25 protein-coding genes are annotated in these 24,264 nt (G+C 65.4%); 11 read left to right on the forward strand and 14 right to left on the reverse strand.

Going from position 1 to position 24,264, the window contains the following annotated elements; genetic code table 11:
• Nucleotides 1–21: 21 nt before the first annotated feature.
• The 5 genes from BMY22_RS07375 to BMY22_RS07395 form a co-directional block, all read right to left on the reverse strand.
• Nucleotides 22–1,266: a VWA domain-containing protein gene (locus BMY22_RS07375; RefSeq protein WP_090620807.1), complete on the reverse strand. Its 1,245-nt coding sequence runs from the start codon at nt 1,264–1,266 to the stop codon at nt 22–24.
• A 121-nt stretch (nt 1,267–1,387) separates the two neighbouring features.
• Entirely contained in the window at nt 1,388–1,966 is a 579-nt protein-coding gene (locus BMY22_RS07380) for a TerD family protein (RefSeq protein ID WP_090620808.1), read from the reverse strand.
• Nucleotides 1,967–2,004: 38 nt separating this feature from the next.
• Entirely contained in the window at nt 2,005–2,580 is a 576-nt protein-coding gene (locus BMY22_RS07385) for a TerD family protein (RefSeq protein WP_090620810.1), read from the reverse strand.
• An 80-nt stretch (nt 2,581–2,660) separates the two neighbouring features.
• Nucleotides 2,661–3,833 carry a TerD family protein gene (locus BMY22_RS07390; protein WP_090620811.1) on the reverse strand — a complete coding sequence of 391 codons (1,173 nt, stop codon included), beginning with the start codon at nt 3,831–3,833 and terminating at the stop codon, nt 2,661–2,663.
• Nucleotides 3,830–4,426: a TerD family protein gene (locus tag BMY22_RS07395; RefSeq protein ID WP_090620813.1), complete on the reverse strand. Its 597-nt coding sequence runs from the start codon at nt 4,424–4,426 to the stop codon at nt 3,830–3,832. The genes BMY22_RS07390 and BMY22_RS07395 overlap by 4 nt, the downstream gene beginning before the upstream one ends.
• A gap of 525 nt (nt 4,427–4,951) precedes the next feature.
• Between BMY22_RS07395 and BMY22_RS07400 the strand changes: the two genes are divergently transcribed.
• The 4 genes from BMY22_RS07400 to BMY22_RS07415 are packed head-to-tail and all read left to right on the forward strand — an operon-like array spanning nt 4,952 to nt 9,325.
• Nucleotides 4,952–5,422 carry a (2Fe-2S)-binding protein gene (locus tag BMY22_RS07400; protein WP_090620815.1) on the forward strand — a complete coding sequence of 157 codons (471 nt, stop codon included), beginning with the start codon at nt 4,952–4,954 and terminating at the stop codon, nt 5,420–5,422.
• On the forward strand, nt 5,419–7,734 hold the full coding sequence (locus tag BMY22_RS07405) for a xanthine dehydrogenase family protein molybdopterin-binding subunit (protein WP_090620817.1): 2,316 nt from the start codon (nt 5,419–5,421) through the stop codon (nt 7,732–7,734). Before BMY22_RS07400 ends, BMY22_RS07405 begins: the two co-directional genes overlap by 4 nt.
• A complete protein-coding gene (locus BMY22_RS07410; protein ID WP_090620818.1) occupies nt 7,734–8,723 on the forward strand; it encodes an XdhC family protein in 990 nt (329 codons plus the stop codon). Before BMY22_RS07405 ends, BMY22_RS07410 begins: the two co-directional genes overlap by 1 nt.
• A complete protein-coding gene (locus BMY22_RS07415; protein WP_090620820.1) occupies nt 8,720–9,325 on the forward strand; it encodes a nucleotidyltransferase family protein in 606 nt (201 codons plus the stop codon). The genes BMY22_RS07410 and BMY22_RS07415 overlap by 4 nt, the downstream gene beginning before the upstream one ends.
• A gap of 22 nt (nt 9,326–9,347) precedes the next feature.
• Here the strand turns inward: BMY22_RS07415 and BMY22_RS07420 are convergent, their stop codons facing one another.
• The gene (locus BMY22_RS07420; RefSeq protein ID WP_244158820.1) at nt 9,348–9,962 is read right to left on the reverse strand and encodes a thermonuclease family protein; all 615 of its coding nucleotides are present in this window, start codon (nt 9,960–9,962) and stop codon (nt 9,348–9,350) included.
• A gap of 290 nt (nt 9,963–10,252) precedes the next feature.
• On the opposite strand from BMY22_RS07420, the gene phnN reads away from it, so the two are divergent.
• The 3 genes from phnN (at nt 10,253) to groL (ending at nt 13,450) form a co-directional block, all read left to right on the forward strand.
• Nucleotides 10,253–10,813, forward strand: coding sequence for a ribose 1,5-bisphosphokinase (gene phnN / locus BMY22_RS07425; protein ID WP_090620821.1), 561 nt, complete (start codon nt 10,253–10,255; stop codon nt 10,811–10,813).
• Between the two features lie 81 nt (nt 10,814–10,894).
• Nucleotides 10,895–11,833, forward strand: coding sequence for a universal stress protein (locus tag BMY22_RS07430; RefSeq protein ID WP_090620823.1), 939 nt, complete (start codon nt 10,895–10,897; stop codon nt 11,831–11,833).
• A gap of 3 nt (nt 11,834–11,836) precedes the next feature.
• Nucleotides 11,837–13,450 carry a chaperonin GroEL gene (gene groL, locus BMY22_RS07435; RefSeq protein ID WP_090620824.1) on the forward strand — a complete coding sequence of 538 codons (1,614 nt, stop codon included), beginning with the start codon at nt 11,837–11,839 and terminating at the stop codon, nt 13,448–13,450.
• Between the two features lie 107 nt (nt 13,451–13,557).
• On the opposite strand, the gene BMY22_RS07440 is transcribed toward groL, so the two are convergent.
• Nucleotides 13,558–14,109, reverse strand: coding sequence for an Hsp20/alpha crystallin family protein (locus tag BMY22_RS07440; RefSeq protein ID WP_090620826.1), 552 nt, complete (start codon nt 14,107–14,109; stop codon nt 13,558–13,560).
• 281 nt (nt 14,110–14,390) lie between these two features.
• On the opposite strand from BMY22_RS07440, the gene BMY22_RS07445 reads away from it, so the two are divergent.
• Entirely contained in the window at nt 14,391–15,215 is an 825-nt protein-coding gene (locus BMY22_RS07445) for an FAD/NAD(P)-binding protein (RefSeq protein ID WP_090620827.1), read from the forward strand.
• A gap of 15 nt (nt 15,216–15,230) precedes the next feature.
• Here BMY22_RS07445 and BMY22_RS07450 read toward each other — a convergent pair whose 3' ends face one another.
• Entirely contained in the window at nt 15,231–15,722 is a 492-nt protein-coding gene (locus BMY22_RS07450) for a BCAM0308 family protein (RefSeq protein ID WP_090620829.1), read from the reverse strand.
• A 116-nt stretch (nt 15,723–15,838) separates the two neighbouring features.
• Here BMY22_RS07450 and BMY22_RS07455 point away from each other — a divergent pair, with 116 nt between their 5' ends.
• Together BMY22_RS07455 and BMY22_RS07460 are read left to right on the forward strand one after the other, a co-directional pair.
• Nucleotides 15,839–16,513 (forward strand): phosphoribosyltransferase, encoded by a 675-nt coding sequence (locus tag BMY22_RS07455; protein WP_090620830.1) that lies wholly within the window; start codon nt 15,839–15,841, stop codon nt 16,511–16,513.
• A gap of 29 nt (nt 16,514–16,542) precedes the next feature.
• Nucleotides 16,543–17,175 (forward strand): dienelactone hydrolase family protein, encoded by a 633-nt coding sequence (locus tag BMY22_RS07460; RefSeq protein ID WP_090620903.1) that lies wholly within the window; start codon nt 16,543–16,545, stop codon nt 17,173–17,175.
• 16 nt (nt 17,176–17,191) lie between these two features.
• Here the strand turns inward: BMY22_RS07460 and BMY22_RS07465 are convergent, their stop codons facing one another.
• Entirely contained in the window at nt 17,192–17,743 is a 552-nt protein-coding gene (locus BMY22_RS07465) for a phosphoribosyltransferase (protein ID WP_090620832.1), read from the reverse strand.
• Between the two features lie 186 nt (nt 17,744–17,929).
• On the reverse strand, nt 17,930–18,901 hold the full coding sequence (locus BMY22_RS07470) for a site-specific integrase (RefSeq protein WP_090620834.1): 972 nt from the start codon (nt 18,899–18,901) through the stop codon (nt 17,930–17,932).
• A 178-nt stretch (nt 18,902–19,079) separates the two neighbouring features.
• Between BMY22_RS07470 and BMY22_RS07475 the strand changes: the two genes are divergently transcribed.
• Nucleotides 19,080–20,135 (forward strand): DNA-binding protein, encoded by a 1,056-nt coding sequence (locus BMY22_RS07475; RefSeq protein WP_090620836.1) that lies wholly within the window; start codon nt 19,080–19,082, stop codon nt 20,133–20,135.
• A gap of 38 nt (nt 20,136–20,173) precedes the next feature.
• Here BMY22_RS07475 and BMY22_RS07480 read toward each other — a convergent pair whose 3' ends face one another.
• From BMY22_RS07480 to aliB, 4 genes are all read right to left on the reverse strand, one after another.
• Nucleotides 20,174–20,857 carry a nitroreductase gene (locus BMY22_RS07480; RefSeq protein ID WP_090620838.1) on the reverse strand — a complete coding sequence of 228 codons (684 nt, stop codon included), beginning with the start codon at nt 20,855–20,857 and terminating at the stop codon, nt 20,174–20,176.
• 50 nt (nt 20,858–20,907) lie between these two features.
• Complete coding sequence (locus BMY22_RS07485) at nt 20,908–22,185, reverse strand: OprD family porin (RefSeq protein WP_090620840.1); 1,278 nt, start codon at nt 22,183–22,185, stop codon at nt 20,908–20,910.
• A gap of 370 nt (nt 22,186–22,555) precedes the next feature.
• Complete coding sequence (locus BMY22_RS07490; RefSeq protein WP_090620842.1) at nt 22,556–23,041, reverse strand: MarR family winged helix-turn-helix transcriptional regulator; 486 nt, start codon at nt 23,039–23,041, stop codon at nt 22,556–22,558.
• Nucleotides 23,042–23,115: 74 nt separating this feature from the next.
• A complete protein-coding gene (gene aliB / locus BMY22_RS07495) occupies nt 23,116–24,255 on the reverse strand; it encodes a cyclohexanecarboxyl-CoA dehydrogenase (RefSeq protein ID WP_090620843.1) in 1,140 nt (379 codons plus the stop codon).
• Nucleotides 24,256–24,264: the final 9 nt, after the last annotated feature.

Consider the following 24,264-nt stretch of genomic DNA (forward strand, 5'->3'; position numbering starts at 1 on the left):
TGAGCGCCGCCCGTTATTTCTTCAGGCGACGATTCCCTTGGCCCTGGCTGCCTTCAGCCAGCCGGGGAATTCCTCCATCAGTCGGTCGTAGAGGATTTCCTCGCTGAGGTCATGCAGGTCGTCGAGGGCGAAGAAGTTGCAGTTGTCGACCGCACGGCCGTTCATGTCGTCGAGCTTTTCGAGAATGCCGTAGTTGCGCCCGGCCAGGCCGACGAACTGCCAGAAGATCGGCAGCGTGGCCGCTTCGCTGATCAGTTTGACGATCCGCCGGCTGTCGTAAATGCCGCCGTCGCTGACGAACAGGATGTAGACCGGCGTGGCGCCGTTGCCGCGGCGGTAGAACTCGATGGCTTGTTCGATGACCCGGTATTCGGTGTTGATGCGTGAGCCCAGCTCCCATTTCCGCCAGCCGCCGTGGTCGGTGTCGATGAAGTCGTGGAAGTTCTGCAGGGTGATGCTGCCGAGTTGCTGGGGCAGGTCGCCGAAGGCCCAGCAGTCGAGCTGGCCATCGTTGTCGAAGTGAACCGCCAGCGGCAGCAGGCGATTCACCACTTCCTGAACCCGGCCGCGCTTGTACTGGTTGTGCATGGAGCCCGAGCCGTCGAGGATCAGGCCCACCCGGGCGCGCACGCCGGTCAGCCGGGCTTTTTCCAGGCTGACCTGTGCCTTCTTGGCCAGGCTCACCAGTTGCGGGGCGGCGGCAGCCACTTTCTTTTCGAGGGAAACGTGGCCGGCGGGTGCCGGGGCTGGCGGGACTTCCGCTACCTCGCCGCCGAAGTGGTGTACCAGTGCATCCAGACCCTCGTTGAAGCCTTGCAGCACCGCATTCAGCCGCCAGGCGCCGTCCTTGCGGTAGAACTCCACCAGCATGACGGCACGTTCCTCGGCGAAAATTTCGCCGGCGAACGCGCAGGCGACCTTGGGGAGGCCGACGTCGCCAATCCTGAACCGACTCGCGCCGAGCTGGCGCAGCGTGCCCTGGCCGTCGATAGCCGCGGTGAAGACGAGCCTGTCGATGCCGGCTGGGACCTCGGCCAGCGAGAGGCCGAAGGTCGTCGGGGTCAGCAGTCGCACGCTTTGGCAGGGCGATTCCGGCTGGTTGAAGAAGACCATGTAGCGGTCGTCGGAGAGCTTGCCCTGGGCATCGAGGCCGAAGCAGGCCAGGTCGAGCGCCAGCGAGCCCTGAATGTCGAAAGCCACTTCCACGGAGCTTGAGTGTGTAATCGAAGACAACGGCAGCCGCTGGCCCCGGATGAGTTCGAGCATTCGGAAAGTCCTTGTTCAAGCGAAGCCGATGCATGTGCTGGTTCTGTTCCAGAGGACTCTGGAACAGAGGGAAAGGGCAAGGGAGGCCGCGGTGCGAGGCCTCCCTTGCTACCAAGTCCTATCAGGCGAGGTTGACGCCGAAGTTGGCCGCCAGCGGAGCCAGGCCGCCCGCGAAGCCCTGGCCGATAGCCTTGAACTTCCACTCTTCGCCGTGGCGATACAGCTCACCGAAGATCATCGCGGTTTCGGTGGAGGCATCTTCGCTCAGGTCGAAACGGGCGATCTCGGTGCCGCCGGCCTGGTTCATCACGCGGATGTAGGCCTTGTTCACCTGGCCGAAGCTCTGGTGGCGAGCGGTAGCTTCGTGAATGGTGACCGCGAAGACCAGCTTCTTGGCCTCGGCGCCCAGGCCGGCCAGGTTCACGGAGACCAGCTCGTCGTCGCCGCTGCCTTCACCGCTGCGGTTGTCGCCCTGGTGTTCGACGTTGCCGCAGGCCGACTTCTTGTTGTTGTAGAAGACGAAGGCCTGATCGTTCAGCACCTTGTCGTTCTCGCCGACCACGAATACCGAGGCGTCCAGATCGAACGCGGCGCCATCGGTGACGCGAGCATCCCAGCCCAGGCCGACATTCACGGCGGTCAGGCCGGGGGCCTCTTTGGACAGGGATACGTTGCCGCCTTTGCTCAGGGATACAGCCATTTTCAACTTCCTTCTGGAGGTGTTCGCTGGGGATTGGGTTATAGGTTCAGGCCGAACTGGTTGCACATCGCTTTCAGGCCACCGGCATAGCCTTGGCCGACGGCGCGGAACTTCCATTCGCCGTTGTGGCGGTACAGTTCGCCGAAGATCATCGCGGTTTCGGTGGACGCATCCTCGGCCAGGTCGAAGCGCACGACCTCGACGCCGGAGACGCTGTTGACGATGCGGATGAAGGCCTTGCCCACCTGGCCGAAGCTCTGGCGACGCGCTTCGGCTTCGTGGATGGTCACGACGAACGCGATCTTGTCGACGTCGGCCGGAACTTTGGTCAGGTCGACCTTGATGGCCTCGTCGTCGCCGTCGCCGAGACCGTCACGGCTGTCGCCGGCGTGCTCGACGGCGCCTTCGGGACTGCGCAGTTGGTTGTAGAAGATGAAGTCCTGTTCGCCGCGAACCTTGCCGTCGGCGTTCAGCAGGAAGGCGCTGGCGTCCAGGTCGAACGCGGCGCCGTCGGTGACGCGCGGGTCCCAGCCCAGGCCGACCAGGATCTTGGTCAGGCTCGGGTCTGTCTTGGACAAGGACAGGTTGCCGCCTTTCTGCAGGGTAAGTGCCATGATTTACTCTCCTTGGTAGGGGTAGGCGTTTTCTTTACGATCGGAACAGTCGGCAGGCGAAGCCCTGCCCGTTGTCCGGGTTATTTGGAGCCCACGCTCCAGCGAAGGCCCCACTGGTAGGCCTGATCGGCCTTCTGCTGGTCCTGGAAGAAGCGCACTTCGCGGGAGACCTTCACGCTGCCGCCTACGTTCTCGAGCAGGGCGATGGCGCAGCAACCGAGTTTGCCGCCTTCTTCGCTCACGCGAACCTCGATGGGCGGTTGGCCGGGAGCGAAAAGCGTCACGACGCCATCGGTGGCATTCCAGTTCGGGACGCCCTGGTAGATGAAGGCGTACACCAGTACGCGGCGGATGTTGCGCCACTCCTTGCCGTTGATCCGCAGCCACTCGCCGTCACGGACTGCGCCGGTGCGGTCATCGCCCATGAGGTGAATGTAGGGGGCGTTGTCGAAGCTGCCGAAGGCCTTGCCGAGCGCCTGGATCACGCCCTTGCGACCGTCCTGCAGCTCGAACAGGCAACCCACGTCCAGATCGACTCCGCCGGATCTGCCCAGCAGGCCGGAGAAGAGTCCGCCGGAGGTAGTGGGGCGGTTCCAGTTCAGGTTGATCTTGATCTCGCCGAAGTCGCCATCGCCTTTCTTCTCCAGGCTGATGCTGGCGCGGGACTTGTCGAGGGTGATCTTGCTCAGGTTGATCCGGGCGGGGGGCGCCGGCGCTGGAGCGGGAGTCGTTGGCGGGTTTGCGGTCGGGACCGCGATCTCGACCCCGAAGTGGCTGGCCAGCGGCGCGAGACCGCCGGCAAAGCCCTGCGCAACGCAACGGAACTTCCAGGCACCCTGGCGGCGGTAGAACTCGCCGAGGATCAGCGCGGTTTCCTGCATGTCCTGGGTCGGGATGGGCGCTTCGATGCCACCGCTGACGCTCAGGGCCAGATGCGGGAATGCCGCAAAGCGCGCCTTGTTCTCGTCGATGGTGGCAGTCAGGGCCACTTTCTCCACGGCGGCATCCAGACGGTCCAGATCGAGGCAGAAGACCACCCGACCGGATTCAACCTGGGACAGTTGGACAGCCCCGTTGGCGACAATGGTCTGGCCATAGAAGCACATGTCGGCATCGCCGCGGACCTTGCCGTTGGCGTCGAGCAGGAAGGCCGAAACGTCCAGACCCGCACCGGCTACCGGGGTAAAGCCGATCGTGGCGGTCAAAGGGCCTTGGGCGAGGGGCGCATTGGCTCCGGGAGCCAGCGTGGTCATGCGTTCACCGCTGCCACGGCTTCGTTACCCAGATCGGCCACGGTTCGACCGTTGCTGCGCTGGCCGACCGCGGTCACGTTCCAACCCGAAGCGGTGCGGGTCAGATAGGCCATGATCATGCCGGTATGGTGGCCTTGATCGCTCAGGTTGAAGCGGGCCAGTTCCTTGCCGGTTACGTCATCCACGATACGGCAGTAGGCGTTGCCCACCTTCTCGAAGGTCTGGCCCAGGAAGGAGTTCACGGTGAACACCAGATGCGCGATGTTGCCGGACAACGCTTCCAGGTTCACGGAGATGGTTTCGTCGTCGCCATTGCCATTGCCGTCGCCGGTACGGTTGTCGCCCGAGTGAGCGATCAGGCCGTCATTGGACTTCAGTTGACGGAACCAGACCATATCCACGGGGCGTTGGTTGTTGTCCACCACGATGCAGGAGGCATCCAGGTCGACGGCCGTGTCGCTGTTCAGCAGCTTGCCGAAGAAGCCGGATGGCTTGACCGGGTCCCAGCCCAGCCCCATGCGGATCTTGCGCAGACCCGTACCGGCTTCCTTGTCCAGAGAGATCGTTTGTTTCTTTGCGAGGCTGATGCTCATGGGTAGTCCGTTCCAGTTGTGTTGGATGTTCAATGTGGGATGCGTAGAGGGAGGCTTCGGGCTTGGCTGTGAGCGGGCTTTCTTGCCGTATGCGTCACCGAGGCTCAGGCGAGCGCTGTCACGCCTGGCGAGGACGCGATGAGGCGGGTCGGCCGGAGTGTTGGCGGCGAACTCATCGAAGTTGGCGCTCACCGCTGAAGGGCGAGCCGGGATATCCCTGCCGAGTACGCAAGGGGCGAAGAGGAGGGCGTGCCTGGGGCTGCGGCGCTTGGCAAAATCAAACAACAATGCAGGCGATCACGACAGTTTCGTGCCGACAAAGTAAGTGAAGGCACTTTGCTTGACAATGGTTGATTTGAGGAAAAACATTTCGGCTTCCGATCCGCTCTCCCATGTTTGTCGCTGAATCAATGGATCATTGAACCCCCTTCAACGATCTATGGGATAGATTAATCCTCCTTCGGCCCACTCGGCCGCTCGGCCCCGAACTAAAGCCCCCAGGAACAGCATCCGGACACCATTCCCATGATTACCCTCAACCTGAACGGCAAGGATCATTCGCTCGACGTTCCCGAGGAGATGCCCTTGCTCTGGGCGATCCGCGACGTCGCCGGCTACAGCGGCACCAAGTTCGGCTGCGGCATGGGCCTGTGCGGCGCCTGCACCGTGCATGTCGACGGCCAGGCGACCCGCGCCTGCATCACCCCGGTCGGCCTGGCGGTCGGCAAGAAGGTCACCACCCTCGAGGCGTTGCACGCCGACCCGGTCGGGCAAGTGGTTCAGCAGGCCTGGCTGGAACTCGGCGTGGCGCAGTGCGGCTACTGCCAGGGCGGGCAGATCATGACCGCCACCGCCTTGCTCAAGGGCAACCCGAACCCAGACGACGCGCAGATCGAGACGGCCATGGCCGGCAACGTCTGCCGCTGCGGCACCTACAACCGGATCCGCGCGGCCATCCACGTCGCCGCCGACAAGCTGAAGGAGGGCCAGGCATGACCCAGTCGAACAGTGACGATTTCGCCGTTGCCAACCTCAGCCGGCGTGGCTTTCTCAAGGGCGTGGTGGCCAGCGGCGCACTGCTGATCGCGGCGAACTGGGGCTGGCGCAATGCTTTTGCCGAGGAGAAGAAAGCCTATGGCGCCGACGGCATGGCGCACGGCTGGGTCGACGATCCCAAGGTGTTCCTCGCCCTCGGTGCCGACGGGCTGGTGACCTTCGTCTGCAGCCGCTCGGAGATGGGCCAGGGCGTGCGTACCAGCCTGGCCATGGTGGTCGCCGACGAGCTGGAGGCCGACTGGGCGATGATACGGGTGGTCCAGGCGCCGGGCGACGAGCAGCGCTACGGCAACCAGGACACCGACGGCTCGCGCAGCATGCGCCACTGGTTCGAGCCGCTGCGTCGTTGCGGCGCGGCGGCGCGGCAGATGCTCGAGCAGGCCGCCGCCGAGCGCTGGCAGGTGCCGGTCGGCGAATGCCGGGCGCAGATGCACAAGGTGGTGCATGGGCCGAGCGGGCGAAGCCTCGGCTACGGCGAGCTGGCCGAGGCCGCCGCGGCCCTGCCGGTGCCGGCGCGCGACAGCCTGCGCCTGAAAGCGCCGGAACAGTTCCGCTACATCGGCAAGGAGTCGACCCGTGCCATCGACGGCGCCGACATCGTCAACGGCCGCGCCGTCTATGGCCTCGACCCACGCTTCGAGAGCATGCTTTACGCCGTGGTGGCCCGCCCGCCGGTCTACGGCGGCAAGCTGAAGACCGTCGATGCCGGCGCCGCGCTCAAGGTGCCGGGCGTGGTCAGGGTGGTTGAGATCGCCGGCTCGCCGATTCCTTCCGAGTACCAGCCGCTGGGCGGGGTGGCGGTGGTGGCCTCCAATACCTGGGCGGCGATCAAGGGCCGCGAGGCGCTCAAGCTCGACTGGGACGACGGCGCCAATGCCGTCTACGATTCGGTCGCCTACCGCCAGGCCATGAGCCAGGCGGCAAAGGCGCCCGGCAAGGTGGTGCGCGAAGCCGGCGACGTGGAGGCGGTCTTCGCCAGGGGGGGGCGACTGTTCGAGGCCGAGTACTACATTCCGCACCTGGCCCAGGCGCCGATGGAGCCGCCGGTGGCCACCGCATACTTCGCCGACGGTGCCTGCGAGGTCTGGGCGCCCAGCCAGGCGCCGCAGGTCACCCGCGAGCGCATCGCCGAGCGCCTTGGCATTGCCTTCGACCAGGTGAAGGTCAACGTGACCCTGCTCGGCGGCGGTTTCGGCCGCAAGTCCAAGCCGGACTTCATCCTCGAGGCGGCCGTGCTGGCCAAGGAGTTCCCCGGCCGCCATGTGCGTGTGCAGTGGACCCGCCAGGACGACCTGCAGCATTCCTACTTTCACACCGTCTCGGTGGAATACCTGCGCGGCGCCCTGGACGCCGACGGCAAACCGAGCGCCTGGCTGCACCGCAGCGTGGCGCCGAGCATCGGCGCGCTGTTCGGGCCGGACCCCAGGCACGAGAACCCCATCGAGCTGGGCATGGGCTTCGTCAGCATGCCCTACGCATTGCCCAACCTGCGCCTGGAGAATCCCGAGGCGGCGGCCCACACGCGGGTCGGCTGGTACCGCTCGGTGTCGAACATTCCCCATGCCTTCGCCGTGCAGAGCTTTATCGCCGAGCTGGCCGCCGCCGCCGGCCGGGACCACCGCGACTTCCTGCTGGAGCTGCTCGGGCCGGCGCGCCGGATCGATCCGCACAGCCTGGGCGATGCCTGGAACCACGGCGAATCGCCGACGCTGTATCCCATCGATACCGGCCGCCTGCGCGCGGTGGTCGAGGAGGCGACCCGCCAGGCCGGTTGGGGTAAGGAACTGCCCAGGGGGCGCGGGCTGGGACTGGCGGTGCACTACAGCTTCGTCACCTACGTCGCCGTGGTGCTCGACGTGGAGGTCGGGGACGACGGCACTCTCGTCGTGCACCGGGCGGACATGGCGGTCGACTGCGGCCCGCAGATCAACCCCGAGCGCATCCGTTCGCAGATGGAGGGCGCCTGCGTGATGGGGCTCGGCAACACCGTGGTCAGCGAGATCAGCTTCAAGGACGGCCGGGTGCAGCAGAGCAACCTGCACGACTACCAGGTGGCCCGCCTGCCGCTGGCGCCGAAGGCCATCGCCGTGCATCCGGTCATTCCGGCCGGCGAGGTGCCGCTCGGCGGGGTCGGAGAGCCGGGCGTGCCGCCGGTCGGTCCGGCGCTGGCCAACGCCGTCTTCGCCGCTACCGGCAAGCGCATCCGCGAGCTGCCGATCCGCGACCAGCTCAAAGGCTGGCGGGAGGCCTGATGGACAGCGCCGACCTGAATGTCCTGCGCAGCGTGCTGGCCTGGCGGCAGGCCGGCCAGCGCGTGCTGCTCTATACGGTGGTGCAGACCTGGGGCAGCGCGCCCCGGCCGCCCGGCGCCATGCTCGCCCTGCGCGGCGACGGCGTGCCGGTCGGCTCGGTGTCCGGCGGCTGCATCGAGGACGATCTGATCGAGCGGCTGCGCGACGGACGCAGCATGCCGGGCCGGCCGGTGTCCCTGGTGACCTACGGGGTGACCCGCGAGGAGGCGGCGCGCTTCGGCCTGCCGTGCGGCGGCACCCTGCGCCTGACCGAGGAGGAGGTGCTGGAGACCGCGTGGGTCGAGGCGCTGCTGGCGCGCTGCGAGAACCACGAGCTGGTCGCCCGCGAGCTGGATCTGGCCACCGGCGCGGTCAGTCTGCACGCGGCCAGCCGCGGCGATGCCCTGAGTTTCGACGGGCAGCGCCTGCGCGCCGTCTACGGGCCGCGCTGGCGCCTGTTGCTGATCGGCGCGGGGCAGCTGTCGCGCTATGTCAGCGAGATGGCGCGGATGCTCGACTTCGAGGTGCTGATCTGCGATCCGCGCGAGGAGTTCGCCTTCGGCTGGGAGGACGGCAGCGCCCGCTTCGTGCCCGGCATGCCGGACGACGCGGTGCTGGCCATCGCGCCGGACGAGCGCACCGCCATCGTCGCGCTGACCCACGATCCGCGCCTCGACGACATGGCGCTGCTCACCGCGCTGCAATCGCGCGCCTTCTACGTCGGCGCCCTCGGCTCGCGGGTCAACAGCGCCAAGCGCCGCGAGCGCCTGGCCTTTCTCGGCCTGGCCGCCAGCGACATCGCGCGTCTGCACGGCCCGATTGGCCTGCCGATCGGCAGCCGGGTGCCGGCGGAGATCGCCCTGTCGTTGCTCGCCGAGATCGTCGCGCTGAAGAATGGCGTCGCTAGTATCAGCCGGCCGGCCCGTCAGGCCAGCGGGCAGCCGGCGTGAGTAGCGATTTCTGTGCCGTGCTCTTGGCGGCGGGGCAGGGGAGTCGCTACCGCGCGGTTGCCGGGGCGAGCGAGGACAAGCTGCTGGCGCGCTGTCGCGGCCGCGACGGCAGCGAGCGCGCCGTGCTGGAGCATGCGCTGCTGGCGCTGCGGGCGAATCTCGAGCGGGTGCTGCTGGTGACCCGTCCCGGCAACGGCGGGGCGATGGCCCTCGGCGAGGCACACGGCTGCGAAGTTCTGACCCTGGACTCGGCGGGGATGGGCGAGAGCATCGCTGCGGCGGTGATGCGGACAGCGGACTGTGCGGGCTGGCTGATCGCCTTGGGCGACATGCCGTTCATCCTGCCGGCGACCGTCGGGTGCGTGTTGCGGGCACTGGAGGAGCATCCGCTGGTGGTGCCCACCTGGCAGGGGCGGTACGGTCATCCGGTCGGCTTCGGCAGGGGCTGCCGGGCGGCGTTGGCGTCCCTGGACGGCGACAGAGGGGCGAAGCGCTTGCTGCGCGAGGGGCGGGCGCACGAGCTGGCGGTCGGCGACCGCGGTGTGCTGTGGGATGTCGATACGCCGGCAGCGCTGGGCTTCGAGGGCGCGGCGACCGGCTGAGCCAGTCCCGGCCGCGGCTGGCTCAGTACTGCGCCTCGTCCCGTGGTCCCCAGCTCAGTCGGCGAATGAGGCAGTTCGGGGCCTTGGTGTGCCCGGCGCAGCTCGAAACCACCGTCTGTACAGGCTGGCGCTTGGTCTTGCTCCAGACCCAGGGCGGCACTATGTCCTTCTTGGGCATGGCCCAGAGTCCTCGGCGCTCCCGCTTGGCCTCGGCCTCGACGGGCAGCAGGTGGGCTGGCGGAGGGTCCTGGTCATGGTCAACCCAGGCCGCGCCATGTCGGACCATCTCGCGATTGATGTCCAGCCCGTCGATGAGCATCCTGGCGACGCTGCGTCCGGCCAGGTCACGGGCCTGTACCTTCAGGGTGGCGCGCTTGCCGAGTGCCAGGGCGGAGAGCATTTTCCTGGCTTTGTCGCTGTAGGGCTGGCTGGGTTCCGGAGCGTCGATGTCGGCCAGGCGGACGTGGATCTGCCAATTGTCGGACGTGAGCAGGCTGAGGGTGTCACCATCGAGGATATCGATCACCTGGCCGGCAATTTCTTCTGCCCGAACCTGGCCGTTGCCCAGTAACAGCAGCACCGAAAGCAGGCTACCCCGGACGGCCGCCGGCTTCGCGAATGAGGTGCGATAAATCATGTGGTCGCCTCCTTGCGTGGGGTTCACCATGCCCCTGTGATGCGAGTGCTCCTGTCCATGACAGCCGGACGGCTGAAATCATGAACCAGATCACGTGCGGGCAGGATGCTAGCCAATGGCTTCGGCAATGGCAATCGCTATCTATACAAGGGACAACCTGTAAAGCAAATGCATGTTAAGCCTGGAAAAGTTTTCAATGGGTTGCGGAGTGGCACTATTGTCCGTGTGGCCTTTCCGGAACATCTTGGCACATTGATGATTCGCCATTGCGGCGAAGGGGAGAGTTGAATATGCACAGCCGGCTGTTCTACCTGATGGGGCCATCGGGTGCCGGAAAGGATTCCCTGCTGCTCCGCTGTCGCGAACGGCTCTGCGAGCGCTCCTGCCTGATCGCCTCGCGCTATATCACTCGTCCGCCCGAGCTGCAGGGGGAGAACCACCTGTGGCTGAGCGAGGCCGAGTTCCTCCAGCGGCTGCAACTCGGCGCCTTTGCCCTGCACTGGAGCGCCAACGGTTACCGCTACGGTATCGGCCTGGAGATCGACCGCTGGCTGGAGCTCGGGCTGGACGTGCTGGTCAACGGCTCGCGCGCCCATCTGGAGCAGGCCCGGGCGCGCTATGGCGAGCGCCTGGTGCCGCTGCTGCTGCAGGTCGATCCGGGGTTGCTGCAGCAGCGGCTGAACGCCCGCGGCCGGGAGACCCAGGAGGAGATCGCTGCGCGGGTCGAGCGGGCCCGCCTGCTGTCGGCGGAGCTTCCGGCGGATGCCATCGTCATCGACAACAGCGGGGAGCTGGAGGCGGCGCTCGGGCAGCTTCTCCAGGCCGTACAACGGAGCTATCTACCGGTGTAGCGCGGGTTCTGGCGCCCTCCGGCATTTCGCGGCAGGCCTACTAATATGAAACCGTGGCCTGCTCCCCCGGAGGGATTTTCCATGAGCCAGTTTCAACGCCTGTTTCTGGTCGTCACGCCAGACATGTGCCGAACCCCGGCGTTCGAGCGTGCCGTCGCCCTGGCCAGGGTCAGCGGCACGCCTCTGCACATGGCTTTGTTCACCCATGTGGAAACCCTGGCGGCGGTCGGCCGGATCAACCCGGATGGGATGAAGCAGGCCGTGGACAGCTATCTGGCCGGCCATCGCGAGTGGCTGGAGGAGGAAGCCTCGATCCTGCGCAGCCAGGGGCTGGAAGTGACCACCGAGGTGGTCTGGACCAAGCATCCGGCAGAGGAAATCATCGATCATGTGCGGCAGATGCCGGCCGGTATGTTGATCAAGGACGTGCGACCGGAGTCAGCGGTCATGCGGGCCTTCGTCACGCCGCTGGACTGGCAACTGCTACGCCGCTGCCCGGTGCCGCTCCACCTGGTGACCGATGCGCACAACCCGGTGCCGCTCAAGGTGGCGGCGGCGGTCGACCCCTTCGTGCATGCCGACGGGGCCAGCGAGTTCAACGATCGGATCGTTCGTGCGGCAGAGGGGCTCGCCATGCTGTGCCGCGCCGAACTTCATCTGCTGCATGCCTGTAACGCCACGGCCGAGCATTTCGGCAGCAGCCTGATTCGCCTGCCCTGGTTGGAGGGGCTGCAGAAGCGGATGAGGACGGGGGCCGAGGAGGTATTCACGATCCTCGCCAACCGCCATGGCGTACCGCCGAAGCAGCGCCATTTCCTGCTCGGCCCGCCGGTCCCGACCCTTACCGATTACGCCGTCCGCAGCGAGATCGACGTGGTGGTGCTGGGCAGCAGCCTGCGCAAGTCGTTCGAGCACGAGATTCTCGGCAGTACCAGCGAGGCGCTGCTCTATCGTCTGCCCTGCAGCGTGCTGGTGGTTCATCCGGAGGGCGTCTGCGACCCCGAACACCACAGGAGATGAGAGATGGCCAAGACCCGCATCCTGTTTCGCAACGCCGCGCGCGAGAAGGTTCTACAGGGGGCGACCCAGTTGGCCGATGCGGTGCGCGTGACCCTGGGACCGAAATCCAAGTCGGTGCTGATCCAGCGCCAGTGGGGCTCGCCGGCGGTCTGCAACGACGGCGTGACCATCGCCAAGCAGGTTGACCTAGAGGACGCCGAGGAGAACCTCGGTGCGGCCATGCTCCGCCAAGCCGCCGAGCGCACCGGCGAGGCGGTCGGCGACGGCACCAGCACCGCCACAGTGCTGGCCCAGGCGATCTTTGCCGACGGCGTGCGCAACGTGGTTGCCGGCGCCAGCGGCATCGACCTCAAGCGCGGCCTCGACCGTGGCCTGCAGGTGGCCGTCGCCTCCCTGAAGGCGCAGTCGCGGCCGGTGGTGGCGCGCAGGGAAAAGGCACAGGTCGCCAGCATCTCCGCGCACAACGACGAGCAGATCGGCGAACTGGTGGCCGAGGCCATGGAGAAGGTCGGTGGCGAGGGCGTGATCACGGTGGAGGAGTCCAAGACCACCGAAACCATCCTCGAGGTGGTCGAGGGTATGCAGTTCGAGCGCGGCTACGTGTCGCCGTACTTCGTCACCGACCCCGAGAAGATGCAAGTGGTGCTGGAGGATGCCTTCGTCCTGCTCTGCGAACAGAAGGTCAGCCTGCTGCAGGACCTCATCCCGCTGCTGGAAGAGGTCGCCAAGGCCGGCCGGCCGATGCTGTTCATCGCCGAGGACATCGAGGGCGAGGCCCTCGCGACCCTGATCCTCAATCATATCCGCGGGGTGCTGCACGCGGTCGCGGTCAAGGCGCCGGGGTTCGGCGACCGGCGCAAGGAGATGCTGGAGGACATCGCCGTGCTGAGCGGCGGCGAGGTGATCAGCCGCGACTTGGGCCGCAGCCTGGCGGACACCACCCTGGCCCAGCTCGGCCGTATCCAGCGCGTGGTGGTCGACAAGGAAAGCACCACCCTGATCGGCGGCGCCGGCGATTCGGCTGCACTCGAGGCGCGGATGAAGCAGATCCGTGCGCAGCTCGACAAGACCGGCAGCGACTACGATCGCGAGAAGCTGCAGGAGCGGCTGGCCAAGCTGGCCGGCGGCGTGGCGGTGATCCGCGCCGGGGCGCCGACCGAGGCGGAGATGAAGGCCCGCAAGGATGCCCTGGACGATGCCATTGCCGCGACCAAGGCGGCCATCGCTGAAGGCATCGTGCCAGGCGGAGGGCTGGCGCTGCTGCGCACGGTGCCGGCCCTGCAGGCCGAGGAGGCGAAGCTCGAGGGCGACGAGCGCACCGGGCTGCAGATCCTGCGCCGCGCCCTGGAAATGCCGGCGCGGATCATCGCCGAGAACTCTGCGGTGGATGACGGCGTGGTGGTGGCGCGGCTGCTCGCCGAACAGGGCAGCGTCGGGTTCGACGCGGCGCAGAACCGTTATGTCGACATGTACGAGGCCGGGATCATCGATCCGACCAAGGTGGTGCGGGTCGCCCTGGAGAACGCGGTGTCGGTCGCCAGCGTCCTGCTGCTGACCGAGGCGACCATGACCGAACTGCCTGAGCCCAAGTCCCGGGAACCCGGGTTGCCAGAGTGAGGCGGGTGATGCACTGGGCGTTTGGGGGAGGAGATGAATGAGTGGGAGCGGCCTTGGCGGCCGCATCCACTTCATGCGGGCTGGATCGCGGCCCGGGGTCCGGTCGATCAATGAGTCGTCGGCTTGATGTCGATGACCTTCTCCGGCTTCTGCGCTTCGGGCTTCTTGGGCAGGGTGATGGTTAGCACGCCCCTGTCGAAGCGAGCCTCGATCTTGTCGGCATCGACCGTCTCGGGCAGGGCGAAACTGCGCTGGAAGGAGCCGTAGCTGCGTTCGGAGATGTAGTAGCCCTTGCTCTTTTCCTCGTGCTCGCTCTTCTTCTCGCCTTTGAGCATCAGGTTGCCGTTGGAGAGCTTGAGTTCGATGTTGTGCTCGTCCATGCCGGGCAGTTCGGCGGTGATGAGAATGGCCTTGTCCTGTTCGACGATGTCTACCGCAGGCATGCCGGCCATTTCTGCGGCGCCTCGGGCAAAGGGCTCCATCTCGAAGCCGCTGCGGCCCATCGGCCAGAACGGCGACATGCGGTCGAAGTCCTCCAGCAGGTGGTCGATCTGCCGGCGCAGGTTGCTCAGCGGGCGCCAAGGATCGCCGGAAGCGGCACTGGGCTGGCGGGACTGCTGTTCCTTGCTGACGGGAACATTCCGATCTGCTTGAGCCATGATTGTTTCCTCCGCGTGGATGATGAAAAAAGTACAAACGTTCCACACGCTCCACAGTCAAGCACATGCCCGGGCGAATTCTATTTCCTACCCCGGGCAGGCGACGAAATGCCGGACAGTGCTCTCTAGGGAAAGGATATTCTTGGCATGCCTGCTGGCGGACGGCCGTGCTCGCCTGCTCGGGTGCCACTTGCGCCAGCACTCGTGGCGATCGCCCGCCTGGTCGTTTCCGTGCCCGCCGGCGGCGGCAGGCATCGGTTCATGCAGAGGATTGGATAATCATGGTCAGCCTGGTTCCGCGGCGCATGCAGTTGCTCGAGTTCCATGACGAGGGTGAGATAGCCCGGCATTTCAGCTTCGCCCTCGAGTCGCCACGGCCCGGCGATCAGGCCGTCATGCCCGGCCAGTTCTTCATGCTGACGGTGCCGGGCGTGGGCGAGGTGCCCTTCACCTACCTCAGCCCGCCGGACTGGCAGGGGCGTTTCTCTGCGTTGATCCGCGCGGAGGGCGCGGTGAGTTCGGCCCTGTTCGAGCTGAAGCCGGGTGCCAGGCTGGGCTATCGTGGCTCCTTTGGGACCGGCTGGCCAGAGCTGTGGAGCGCCCGGCGAGTCTTGGCGGTCGCCGGTGGCAGCGGTCTGGCGGCCATGGCCGGGCTGATCGAAGCGCTACTTCGGGGCGGTCGGCAGGATGCCCTGACGCTCGTCTACGGAGCGCGCAGCCGCGTCCATCAGGTTTTGCCCCGGGAGCGCGAGCAGTGGCGGGGTAGTCTGGAACTCGTCGAAACGCTCGAGCGGGCGGAGGACGGACGCCCCGGTTGCACGCCGCTCGAACCGTTGCCGGCGTTGTTCGCCAGTCTGGCCCCGGAGGCCGTGCTCTGCTGCGGCCCTGAGCCGATGATGCGGAATGTCGCCGAGCTCTGCCTGGCCCACAACGTGCCGGTGACGGGTATCTGGCTGTCCATGGAGCGGCGTCTGGAGTGCGGCATGGGGCGCTGCGGGCATTGCTATGTCGGACGCAGCTCGGCCTGTCAGGAGGGGCCGGTCTATCGCTACGACCGCTACCTCGACCTGCTCGCCGAGGATGAGGAGGTGCGCCGGCCCTGCTGAACCGGCGCCGGTCCTTCAGTTGCGTTCCCAGCGGATTCTCACCAGCGTCTGGTCGTCGCTGTACTTGTAGTCGGCATGTCCCTTGTAGGCCGCTTCCAGCGCATGTCCCAGGCGGTTCGCCAGGTGCATGCCGGTGGTTGTCACCACCAGGCCCTCGGGGTCGTCGCCGATGGTCATCAGTCGCTCGAGGGGATGTTCCTGCTTCTCCAGTGCCTCGGTGTTGCGCAGCAGGTTACAGATCTCGTCACTGTGCTCTTTGACGAAGTGGCCGGCCAAGGTCAGGTTGCCGGCCGGAGCCTTGTCGGCGATGCGCCGGCAGGCGGGGCAGGCGGTCCGCTCGGCATGTTCGGTGTCGTCCAGCTCTTGCCAGGACCAGCGGCCGGCCTGGTAGGAAACCCCGCATTCCGGGCAGAACGCATCGCCGTGAGCATGCCAGTGCCGGAGATAGGGGTCGTGAATCTCTGGCTTGAACAGTTGGTCGCGCTGACTCTGACGTTGCTTGTCCATGACGGCACCTCGCTGCATGGGGAGTTCGGCTATCCGTCGCGATTTCCGGCTGTCCGTCCCTGACGCGGATTTATTGGGCCAGACTCAAAGCATAGAAGTGCAGCGGAGCCATGCAAATGAAGCCGAACATTCCCTTTCCCGATCGTGCCCGGGCCGGTCGGGGCTTGGCCGAACAGCTGGCATCGGAAGGCTCCTGGAGGGATGCCCTGGTGCTGGCCCTGCCGCGTGGCGGAGTGCCGGTAGCCTACGAGGTGGCCAGCTGCCTGGGGCTGGAGCTGGACATCCTGGTAGTACGCAAGCTCGGCCTGCCGGGCAATCCTGAGCTGGCGATGGGCGCCATCGCCAGCGGCGGGGTGCGGGTGCTGAACGAGGACGTCGTTCATTACGCTCATGTGCCGCAGGCGACCATCGATCTTGTCGCCGAGCGGGAAACCCTGGAGCTCGAGCGTCGCGAGCGCGTCTATCGCGGGGAGCGGCCGCTGCCGTCGCTGCAGGGGCGGCCGGTGATCCTGATCGACGACGGCCTGGCGACCGGCGCCACCATGCGCGCAGCCATCGAGGCGGCGAAGAGGCTGGGGGCGGAGAGCACGATCGTCGCCGTGCCCGTCGGTGCGCCGGAAACAGTCGGTCAGCTACGCCGGCTGGCAGATCGGGTAATCTGCCTGCACACGCCGCAGGAGCTCTGTGCGATCGGCTACTGGTACCGCGATTTCAACCAGGTTTCCGACGCTGAAGTGCAGGAGCTGCTGCAGCGGGCATGGTCAGAAAAAAGAAAAAATGGAGAAAGGTGAGCATGAAGAGTTCTGTTGTACCGCATCCGATGCGTTTCCCCCTCGGCAAGGCCAGGTTGCATGGCGAACTGACCGCTCCGGAGGACGCGCAGGGGCTTGTGGTGTTCGTACATGGTAGTGGCAGCAGCCGGCACAGCCCGCGCAACCGTAGCGTCTCGCGTTTCTTCAACGGCCTGGGGATGGCCACCTTGCTGTTTGACCTGCTCACCGAGGAGGAACAGCCCGTTGACGAGCGTACCCGCCAGTTTCGTTTCGACATCCCGCTGCTCAGCGAACGGCTGAGCGGAGTGGTAGACCAGTTGCGTGGCAACGTCGAACTGCGCGACCTGCGGCTCGGCCTGTTCGGTGCCAGCACCGGTGCTGCCGCCGCGCTGATCGCTGCAGCGGCGCGTCCGGCCGATATCGCCGCGGTGGTCTCCCGCGGCGGCCGCGTCGATCTGGCGGCAGACGTGCTGGACAAGGTGCGCGCTCCCTCGCTGTTCATCGTCGGCGAACTGGACAGCGAAGTCCTCATGCTGAATCGCCGGGCTGCCGAGCGGCTGCAGTGCCAGCACGAACTGGCGGTGGTGTCGGATGCCACTCACCTGTTCGAGGAGCCGGGAACCCTGGAGGAGGTGGAGCGGCTGGCCGGCAAGTGGTTCCTCGAGCATCTGGCGGGCTGAGCCGGCCGGCGATTCCTCACCGGCGGCAGAGTTCGATGCGGAACTCCGCCTCGTAGGGCGGCACGCGGCAATCGATGATATCCCCCGGCGCGATCTGCAGACGCACCCCGCAGACATCTGCATGCACCGGCTGGCTGCTCACGCAGCGGTCGACCAGCACTGCCGTGCGGATCTCGTCGGCCCCCAGGCGGCTCAGGTAGGCGCAGCTGCGCAGTAGCGAGTGCCCGCCATAGAGCACGTCGTCGACCAGCAGCAGCGGCGTGCCGGCCAGTTCCAGGCCGGATATGGCTGGGTTTTCCTCCAGCAGGGTGTCGCGGTGCAGCAGGCTCAGGTCGTCTGCGTAGCGCTTGACCCGTAGGGGAATGACCGGCAGTTCGGTCAGGTCGAGCAGCGGTCGCAGCCGTTCGGCGAGCATCCGGGCGAGCGGCTCGCCGCGCCGCAATAGACCCACCACATGCAGCGGGCGTCCCGGCAGAAAGAGCTGGGCTGCCTGCTGCGCCATGCGCTGCAGTACCGGTTCCAGTTCCGTGTCGGTATAGAGGCACAACCGTTGCTCGGCGCCGCTCATTCCAGTTCTCCAGCAATACGGTCGTCTGCCTGAAACCATAGCCGATCCAGCAATGCACGCAGGTTGCGTGCTTGTGGGTACAGCTTCAAATGCTATTTACTGAAATCGGAAATTAAGGAAAAGGGAAAAATTTCACCAGAACCACCCCACAACTCAGCAAAAAAACCTGCAATCAGGGCAAATAAATCAAAGCGATTCTGGAAGCTTCGGCAGGGCTCTGACATCGTTCTCCAGGGCAGGTCTGACGGCCAGACCACCGAAGGAAAGGGTCGGGTCGATATAGCGCATAGCCGATTTCACGTCCTTCCAGCCGACGTAACCCATCAGGCTCTTGAGGTCCCAGCCGTTGGCTGCCGCCCAGGTGGCGAAGCCACGGCGCAGCGAGTGGCTGCTGTACGACTCGCCCGGCACTCCGGCGCGGCGCAGGATCTGCCGGAGCAGGGCGATCAGACTGTTGGGGTTGAGCCCCTCCTCGCCGAGGTTGCCCCAGCGGTCCAGTCGGCGGAACACCGGTCCCTTCACCAGACCGGCCAGCTCGATCCACTCCAGATAGGCCTGCACCGGACACAGCCGTTTCAGCGCAGGAGCACGGCAGGTAGTGCCGAGGAAATCACGGTCGCCCTTGCTGCGTGGCAGGTAGATCTCCATGCCCACACCGGCCACCGCCTGAATCCGCTCGACATCCAGGCGGCACAGTTCGTCGCTGCGAAAGCCCCGCCAGAAGCCGATCAGCAGCAGTGCGGCATCCCGCCGGCAGCGCAACAGAGCGGGTGTGTCGCCGCGGACGCTGGCATTGCCGGCCTCGCCGTCGAGCCAGCCGATGGCCTGCTCCAGATGCTGCAACGGCAGCGGTGCGGCCTGCTTTTCCCGTGCCGGATGCAGGGCGCGGATGCCCTTGAGCACCTGGCGGACCACCGGCGCCTTGGTCGGGTCCGGGAAGCCTTGGCTGAGATGCCACTGGGCCAGGGCGGCGAGGCGCAGCTTCAGCGTGTTGAGCGACAGCTTGTCAGCGTGGGCAACCAGGTAACGCGCCACGCTGTCGCTGGTCGCCGGTAGAAAGCCTCCCCAGTTCACCTCGAAATGCTCGATGGCCGCCTGGTAGCTGCGCCGGGTGTTCTCCCGCGTACCGGCCTGCAGGTAGCGCTCGATATCGCTCATTGCCCATCTCCCGTACGAAAAGCGCCATTTTCGCAGCTGCCTCGGGGCCTGTCAGCGGATAACCTTTAATTATCCAGTCTCAAGATATGAAATATTTATCGGAAAACATACTATAAGTTAGTATGTAATTACATGGTACGTAAAACAGTACTAAATATTCGAAGGAGCAAGACCCTATATGGCACGGGGCGGCATCAACAAGGCACTGGTCATGCGGGCACGGCAGGTGCTGCTGGCACGCGGCGAACACCCCAGCATCGACGCGGTACGTATCGAGCTGGGCAATACCGGCTCGAAGACCACCATCCACCGCTATCTGAAGGAGCTGGAGGAGAGCGAGGCCGGGCAGGCGGAGAACGCTGCCAGCCTGAGCGAGGAACTGGGCCGCCTGGTCGCTGCCCTGGCCGGGCGGTTGCAGGGCGAGGCCGATGAACAGGTCGAGCGGATGCGCGAGCGCTTCGCCGAGGAGCGCGCCCGGCTGGATGAGCAACTGCGGCTGGCGGAAGAGAGGGGGCGGCAGCTGGAGGCGGGGGTCGCAGCGCTGACCGAGCAGCTGCAAGGGGAGAGCGATAGCCATCGGCAAGCCCGCGAACGGCTGCAGCAACTGGAGGTTGAGCAGGCCCGCCTGCTCCAGGCCAATCAGGATCAGGCGACGCGGCTGACGGAGCGCGATGAGCAGATCCGCTCGCTGGAGGAGAAGCACCGGCACAGTCGCGACGCGCTGGAGCACTATCGCCAGGCCAGCAAAGAGCAGCGCGAGCAGGAGCAGCGTCGTCATGAAGCCCAGCTGCAGCAACTGCAGATGGAGCTTCGCCAGCTGCAGCAGACGCTGATCCTCAAACAGGACGAGGTGACGCAGCTGAACCGCGCCAACGAGCGCCTGGCCAGCGAGAACGGTTACCGGGCGAAGGAGCTGGGCGAGCAACGCGACCGACTGGAACGGCAGGCGGGCGAACTGGCGACGCTACGCACCGAGCTGGCCCAGTCCCAGGCCGCCCGGGAGGCGCTGCTGGAGCGCCTCGGCCTGCTGCAGTCGGAAACGACCGAGCTGAAGGCGGCCCTCGCGACCCAGCGGCAGGAAACGCAAGCGCTGCACATAGGCCTGGCCGCGGCGACCACGGAGGTGCAGTTGCTGCGCCAGGCAGCCGCCTCCATGGCACCGGAGGAGGTGCCGGCCGGGGAGCCCGACACCCAGACGTCAGGCACCGCGGCGGAGCGGCCGGAGGAAGCCTGACAGCTCGGCCGGGGAAGGCGTCAGCACACCCTTTCCGTTTACGGCGTTTCGCTGAAGCCATGGAAGCTGGCAAATGCCTCGACCGGCTGCCGCTCGGTCAGCAGGCGGTTTTCCGGGGCCTGGGTATCTTCATGCCCCAGGGCGATACCGCAGACCAGGATGTCGTCCTCGTTCAGGGGCAGATGCTCGCGCACGATCGCGTGGAACGTGGCGAAGGCAGCCTGGGCACAGGTGTGCAGCCCATGAGCGCGGGCGGCGACGAGGATGTTCTCGATGAACATGCCGACGTCCATGTAGCTGCCGGTGTTCAGGCATCGGTCGAGAGTCACCAGCAGGCCGACCGGGGCATCGAAGAAGCTGTAGTTGCGCAGCATCTGTTGCTCCCGCTGTTGCCGGTCGTCGCGACCGATGCCGAGGACTTCGTAGAGGGCGAAGCCGTTCTGGCGCCGGCGCCCCAGATAGGGTTCGACCCACTGCGTGGGGTAGTAGGCGTACTCGGCCTGGTGCTGTTCGGCGGCTTCGCTGGCAGCCTGCAGAATGTCTCGGCACAGCGCTTGCCGCACTTCGCCGGTGACCACATGGACGCGCCAAGGCTGGATATTGTTGCCGCTGGGCGCGCGCGAGGCTATCTGCAGGATATGCCGGATCACCTCCAGAGGGACGGGGGTGGGCAGAAAGCGGCGCACCGAGCGGCGCGACTGGATGGCTTCATCGACATGCATGCCGGTTCTCCTTCGAGGCAAATGGTGGGGTTGCGTCCGGTTTTGGCGGCTCACCAGAACCTCAGGACGTAATTGACGATCAGGCGGTTCTCGTCGATGTCGGTGGTGCGGCTACCCCTATAGGCGACGTTGCGCCAGCGCAGGACCAGATTTTTGAGCGGGCCGCTCTGGATCACATAGGTGATATCGACATCGCGCTCCCATTCGTGGGCGTCCTGCCGGCGAATCTCGAAGTCGTCGCCGCGCACATAGCGCGCCATCAGGGTCAGGCCGGGAATGCCGAGGGCTGCGAAGTCGTAGTCGTAGCGGGTCTGCCAGGAGTCCTCGTCGGCGCGCAGGAAGTGGTGATAGGTCTGAGTGTTGAAGACGAAGGGATCGGCCCCGCCGGCGATGAAGGGCTGGCCGGTATCTCCCGTCTGTCGCTGGTAGCTCGCGCCGAGGGCATGTCCCCCGTAGCTCAGGGTGAACATGGCCCCCAGATTGCGGTTATCGACCGTGGTTCGGCCGTCGTCGTCGCTGTCGAAATAGCGCAGCTCGGATCTCAGTTTCAGGCTTTCGGTCAGAGGCAGGGTGTGCAGCAGGCCGAGGTAGTGCTGGCGGTAGTTGTCCTCGAGCTGGGCGTAGAAGTAAGTGCCGGTCAGCTTCGGCGAAACGGCATAGGTGATGCCGCCGAAGTTGAAGCGGTCGCTCTCCACGCCGCCCGTGGCACCATCGGCGAACATCTTCATGTCCTCGTAGTTGGTCGAGTCGCGCAGGCGGGTACTGCGGAACTGGCCGGCAGTCAGGGTCAGGCCCTCGATGTCCTTGGAGAGCAGTTGCGCACCCTCGAAGGTCTGCGGCAACAGGCGGGTGTCGTTGCGGATCAGTACGGGCATCAGCGGGGAATGAGTACCGACCGTGAGTTGGGTCTGGGCGATCCGTGCCTTGCCGGTCAGGCCGAGAAAACTGAACTCGTCCGCTGTCTCGCCGGTTCGCGGATTGCGCGGCAAGGCACCGGTCCCGCTGGTGCCGCCCCCGGAATCCAGTTTGATGCCGAGCAGGCCGAGCGCATCGAGGCCGAAGCCGACCGGCCCGTCGCTGAAGCCGGACTCGAAGCGCAGCATGAAACCCTGTCCCCAGTCCTCCGCCTTGGCTTTGCTTTGCCCCTTGATTCGTGGCGTATCGACAAGGCCGGCATCCCGGTAGTCGCGGTTCATGTAGAAATTGCGCATCTCCAGACTCAGGTGGCTGTCCTCGACGAGACCGGCCTGGACGGCAAGCGGAAGCAGGCAGCCGCACAGCGTCAGCAGCTTCAGTCCGTTGATATGCTGAAACGGGTATTTATGCATGATATTTACTTTTGTTTTTATTGTTGGTTTATCGAGGCATCAGCGGATTGATGGCTATCTATCAGTCCATTGAATGGTATTTAGGTATGCCTTGCCACGTCTTTCAGGCTAGGTTTCACCCGCTTAAGTGTCAATGTATTTACCTAAATACCGAAAGCAAGATGCCCTGGTCAGCACCCGCAGGGAGTGCCAGGGAGGAGGGGAGATTGCAGGGTGGCAGGCAAGAATCCGCTCTCGCAGCCAAGGTTGTACAAGCGGCTCGGGCGTTGTTTTGCAGCCTTGAGAAAGGATTCAGCCGATCACAGGGGAAGACCAGAGGTGTGTGAAGTCCGGCCCCCGGTGCCGCACCGGAGACGGAGACGCCGGATGTTCAGGCGTCATCGGACTCGAGCGCGACCTGTTGCGGATCGATCTCGACTTTCGCGAGGTCGGCATTCAATTTGTTCAGGTAGTGCAGCAGGCTCACCTCGTCGTCGAAGCCGAAGCTCGCCAGCGCCTGCCGGTAGAACTCGTCGATCTTGGGCTGCAGGCTTTCCCAGAACGCGAGGCCCTGCGCGGTCAGCAGCACCAGGCGCGCCCTGCCGTCCTGGGGGTGGGCGATGCGCACCACGTGATTGTCGCGCTCGAGACGCTTGAGCACGCCATCCAGGTTTTGCCGGCTGACGATCAGGTACTCGGTCAGTTCATTGAACGAGATGCCGTTTTCGTAGCCTGGGCGGGACAGAGCTCCCAGTACCGCCCATTGCACCGTGCTGACCCCCATCTCTTTCTGGACCTGACGCTGCAGCACGTTGCCGGTCTGGAAGAGGCGGAAGAACAGCCTGTTGGGAATAGCTTTCGAGTGGTTATCGGTCATCGTGTGTCCACAGTGTTCACTGGCATCGATGCTCGGTAGCCACTGGTACTCCCAGACAGGCCGGAAGGGGGTGGTCACTTGGCGACGGACTCTCGAGCAATGATATTTTTCATGATCTGCGCCGTGCCGTCACCAATTTGTAAGCCGAGCACGTCACGCAGACGCTGGGCAAACGGCAGATCCTCACCATAGCCGGTGTGACCATGCGCCAGCAGGCACTGATTGATCGTGTCGTAAGCCAGCTTCGGCCCCCACCATTTGTTCATGGCGGCTTCGGGGTTGTGCGGCAGGCCGTTGTCTTTCAGCCACAGTGCGTAGTAGCACTGCAGGCGGGCCGCCTGGACGTAGGTCTGGTACTCGGCCAGCGGATGGGTCAGGCCCTGGAAGGCGGACAGCGGTTGGCCGAAAGCCTGACGTTCGGTCAGCCACCGCCAGGTTTCGTCCAGCGACTGCTGAGCCAGTGCCAGGCACTGCAGGCCGATCAGCGCACGGCTGTAGTCGAAGCCTTGCATGACCTGCTTGAAGCCCTTGCCTTCGTCACCTAGGCGATGGCTGACCGGCACTTCGACGTTGTCGAAGAATATCGAGCCACGGCCGATGGCGCGCTGGCCGGCATCTTCGAAACGGGTGGTACTGACGCCTTTGGTGTTCATCGGGACGAGGAAGGCACTGATGCCGTTGGCACGCGATTCCTGGGTGCCGGTACGGGCGAAGACCACGGCGACGTCGGCCTGGTCAGCCATGGAGATCGAGGTTTTCTCGCCATTCAGGACATAGACATCCCCCTTGCGCTCGGCTTTCAGGCGCAAGCTGGCGGCGTCGGAGCCGCCGCTGGGCTCGGTCAGTGCGATACAGACAATCTTGCGACCGGCGGTGATTTCGTTCAGCCACTCCCTGGCCAGTTCCGGTGCGGCGTGCTGGGCAATGATCTGGCCGTTGAGCGAAGTCAGCAGCGGGATATAGCCGACGTTGAAATCGCCCCTGGAAATCTCTTCGATGATGATGCCGGCGGTAATGCAGTCCAGACCGCTGCCGCCATACGCTTCCGGCAGCTCACCGCCGAGCAGGCCCATTTCACCCATCTGCCGAATGACGGCACGCTCGATATTGCCTTCCCGGTCGCGCTTGCGATAACCGGGGGCGAGCACGTCGATGCTGAAGCGGGCAACGCTTTCACGGATGGCGTTTTGTTGTTCGTTGAATCCGAAATTCATGATTCTCTC

Source organism: Azotobacter beijerinckii, assembly GCF_900110885.1.
Taxonomy (GTDB): domain Bacteria; phylum Pseudomonadota; class Gammaproteobacteria; order Pseudomonadales; family Pseudomonadaceae; genus Azotobacter; species Azotobacter beijerinckii.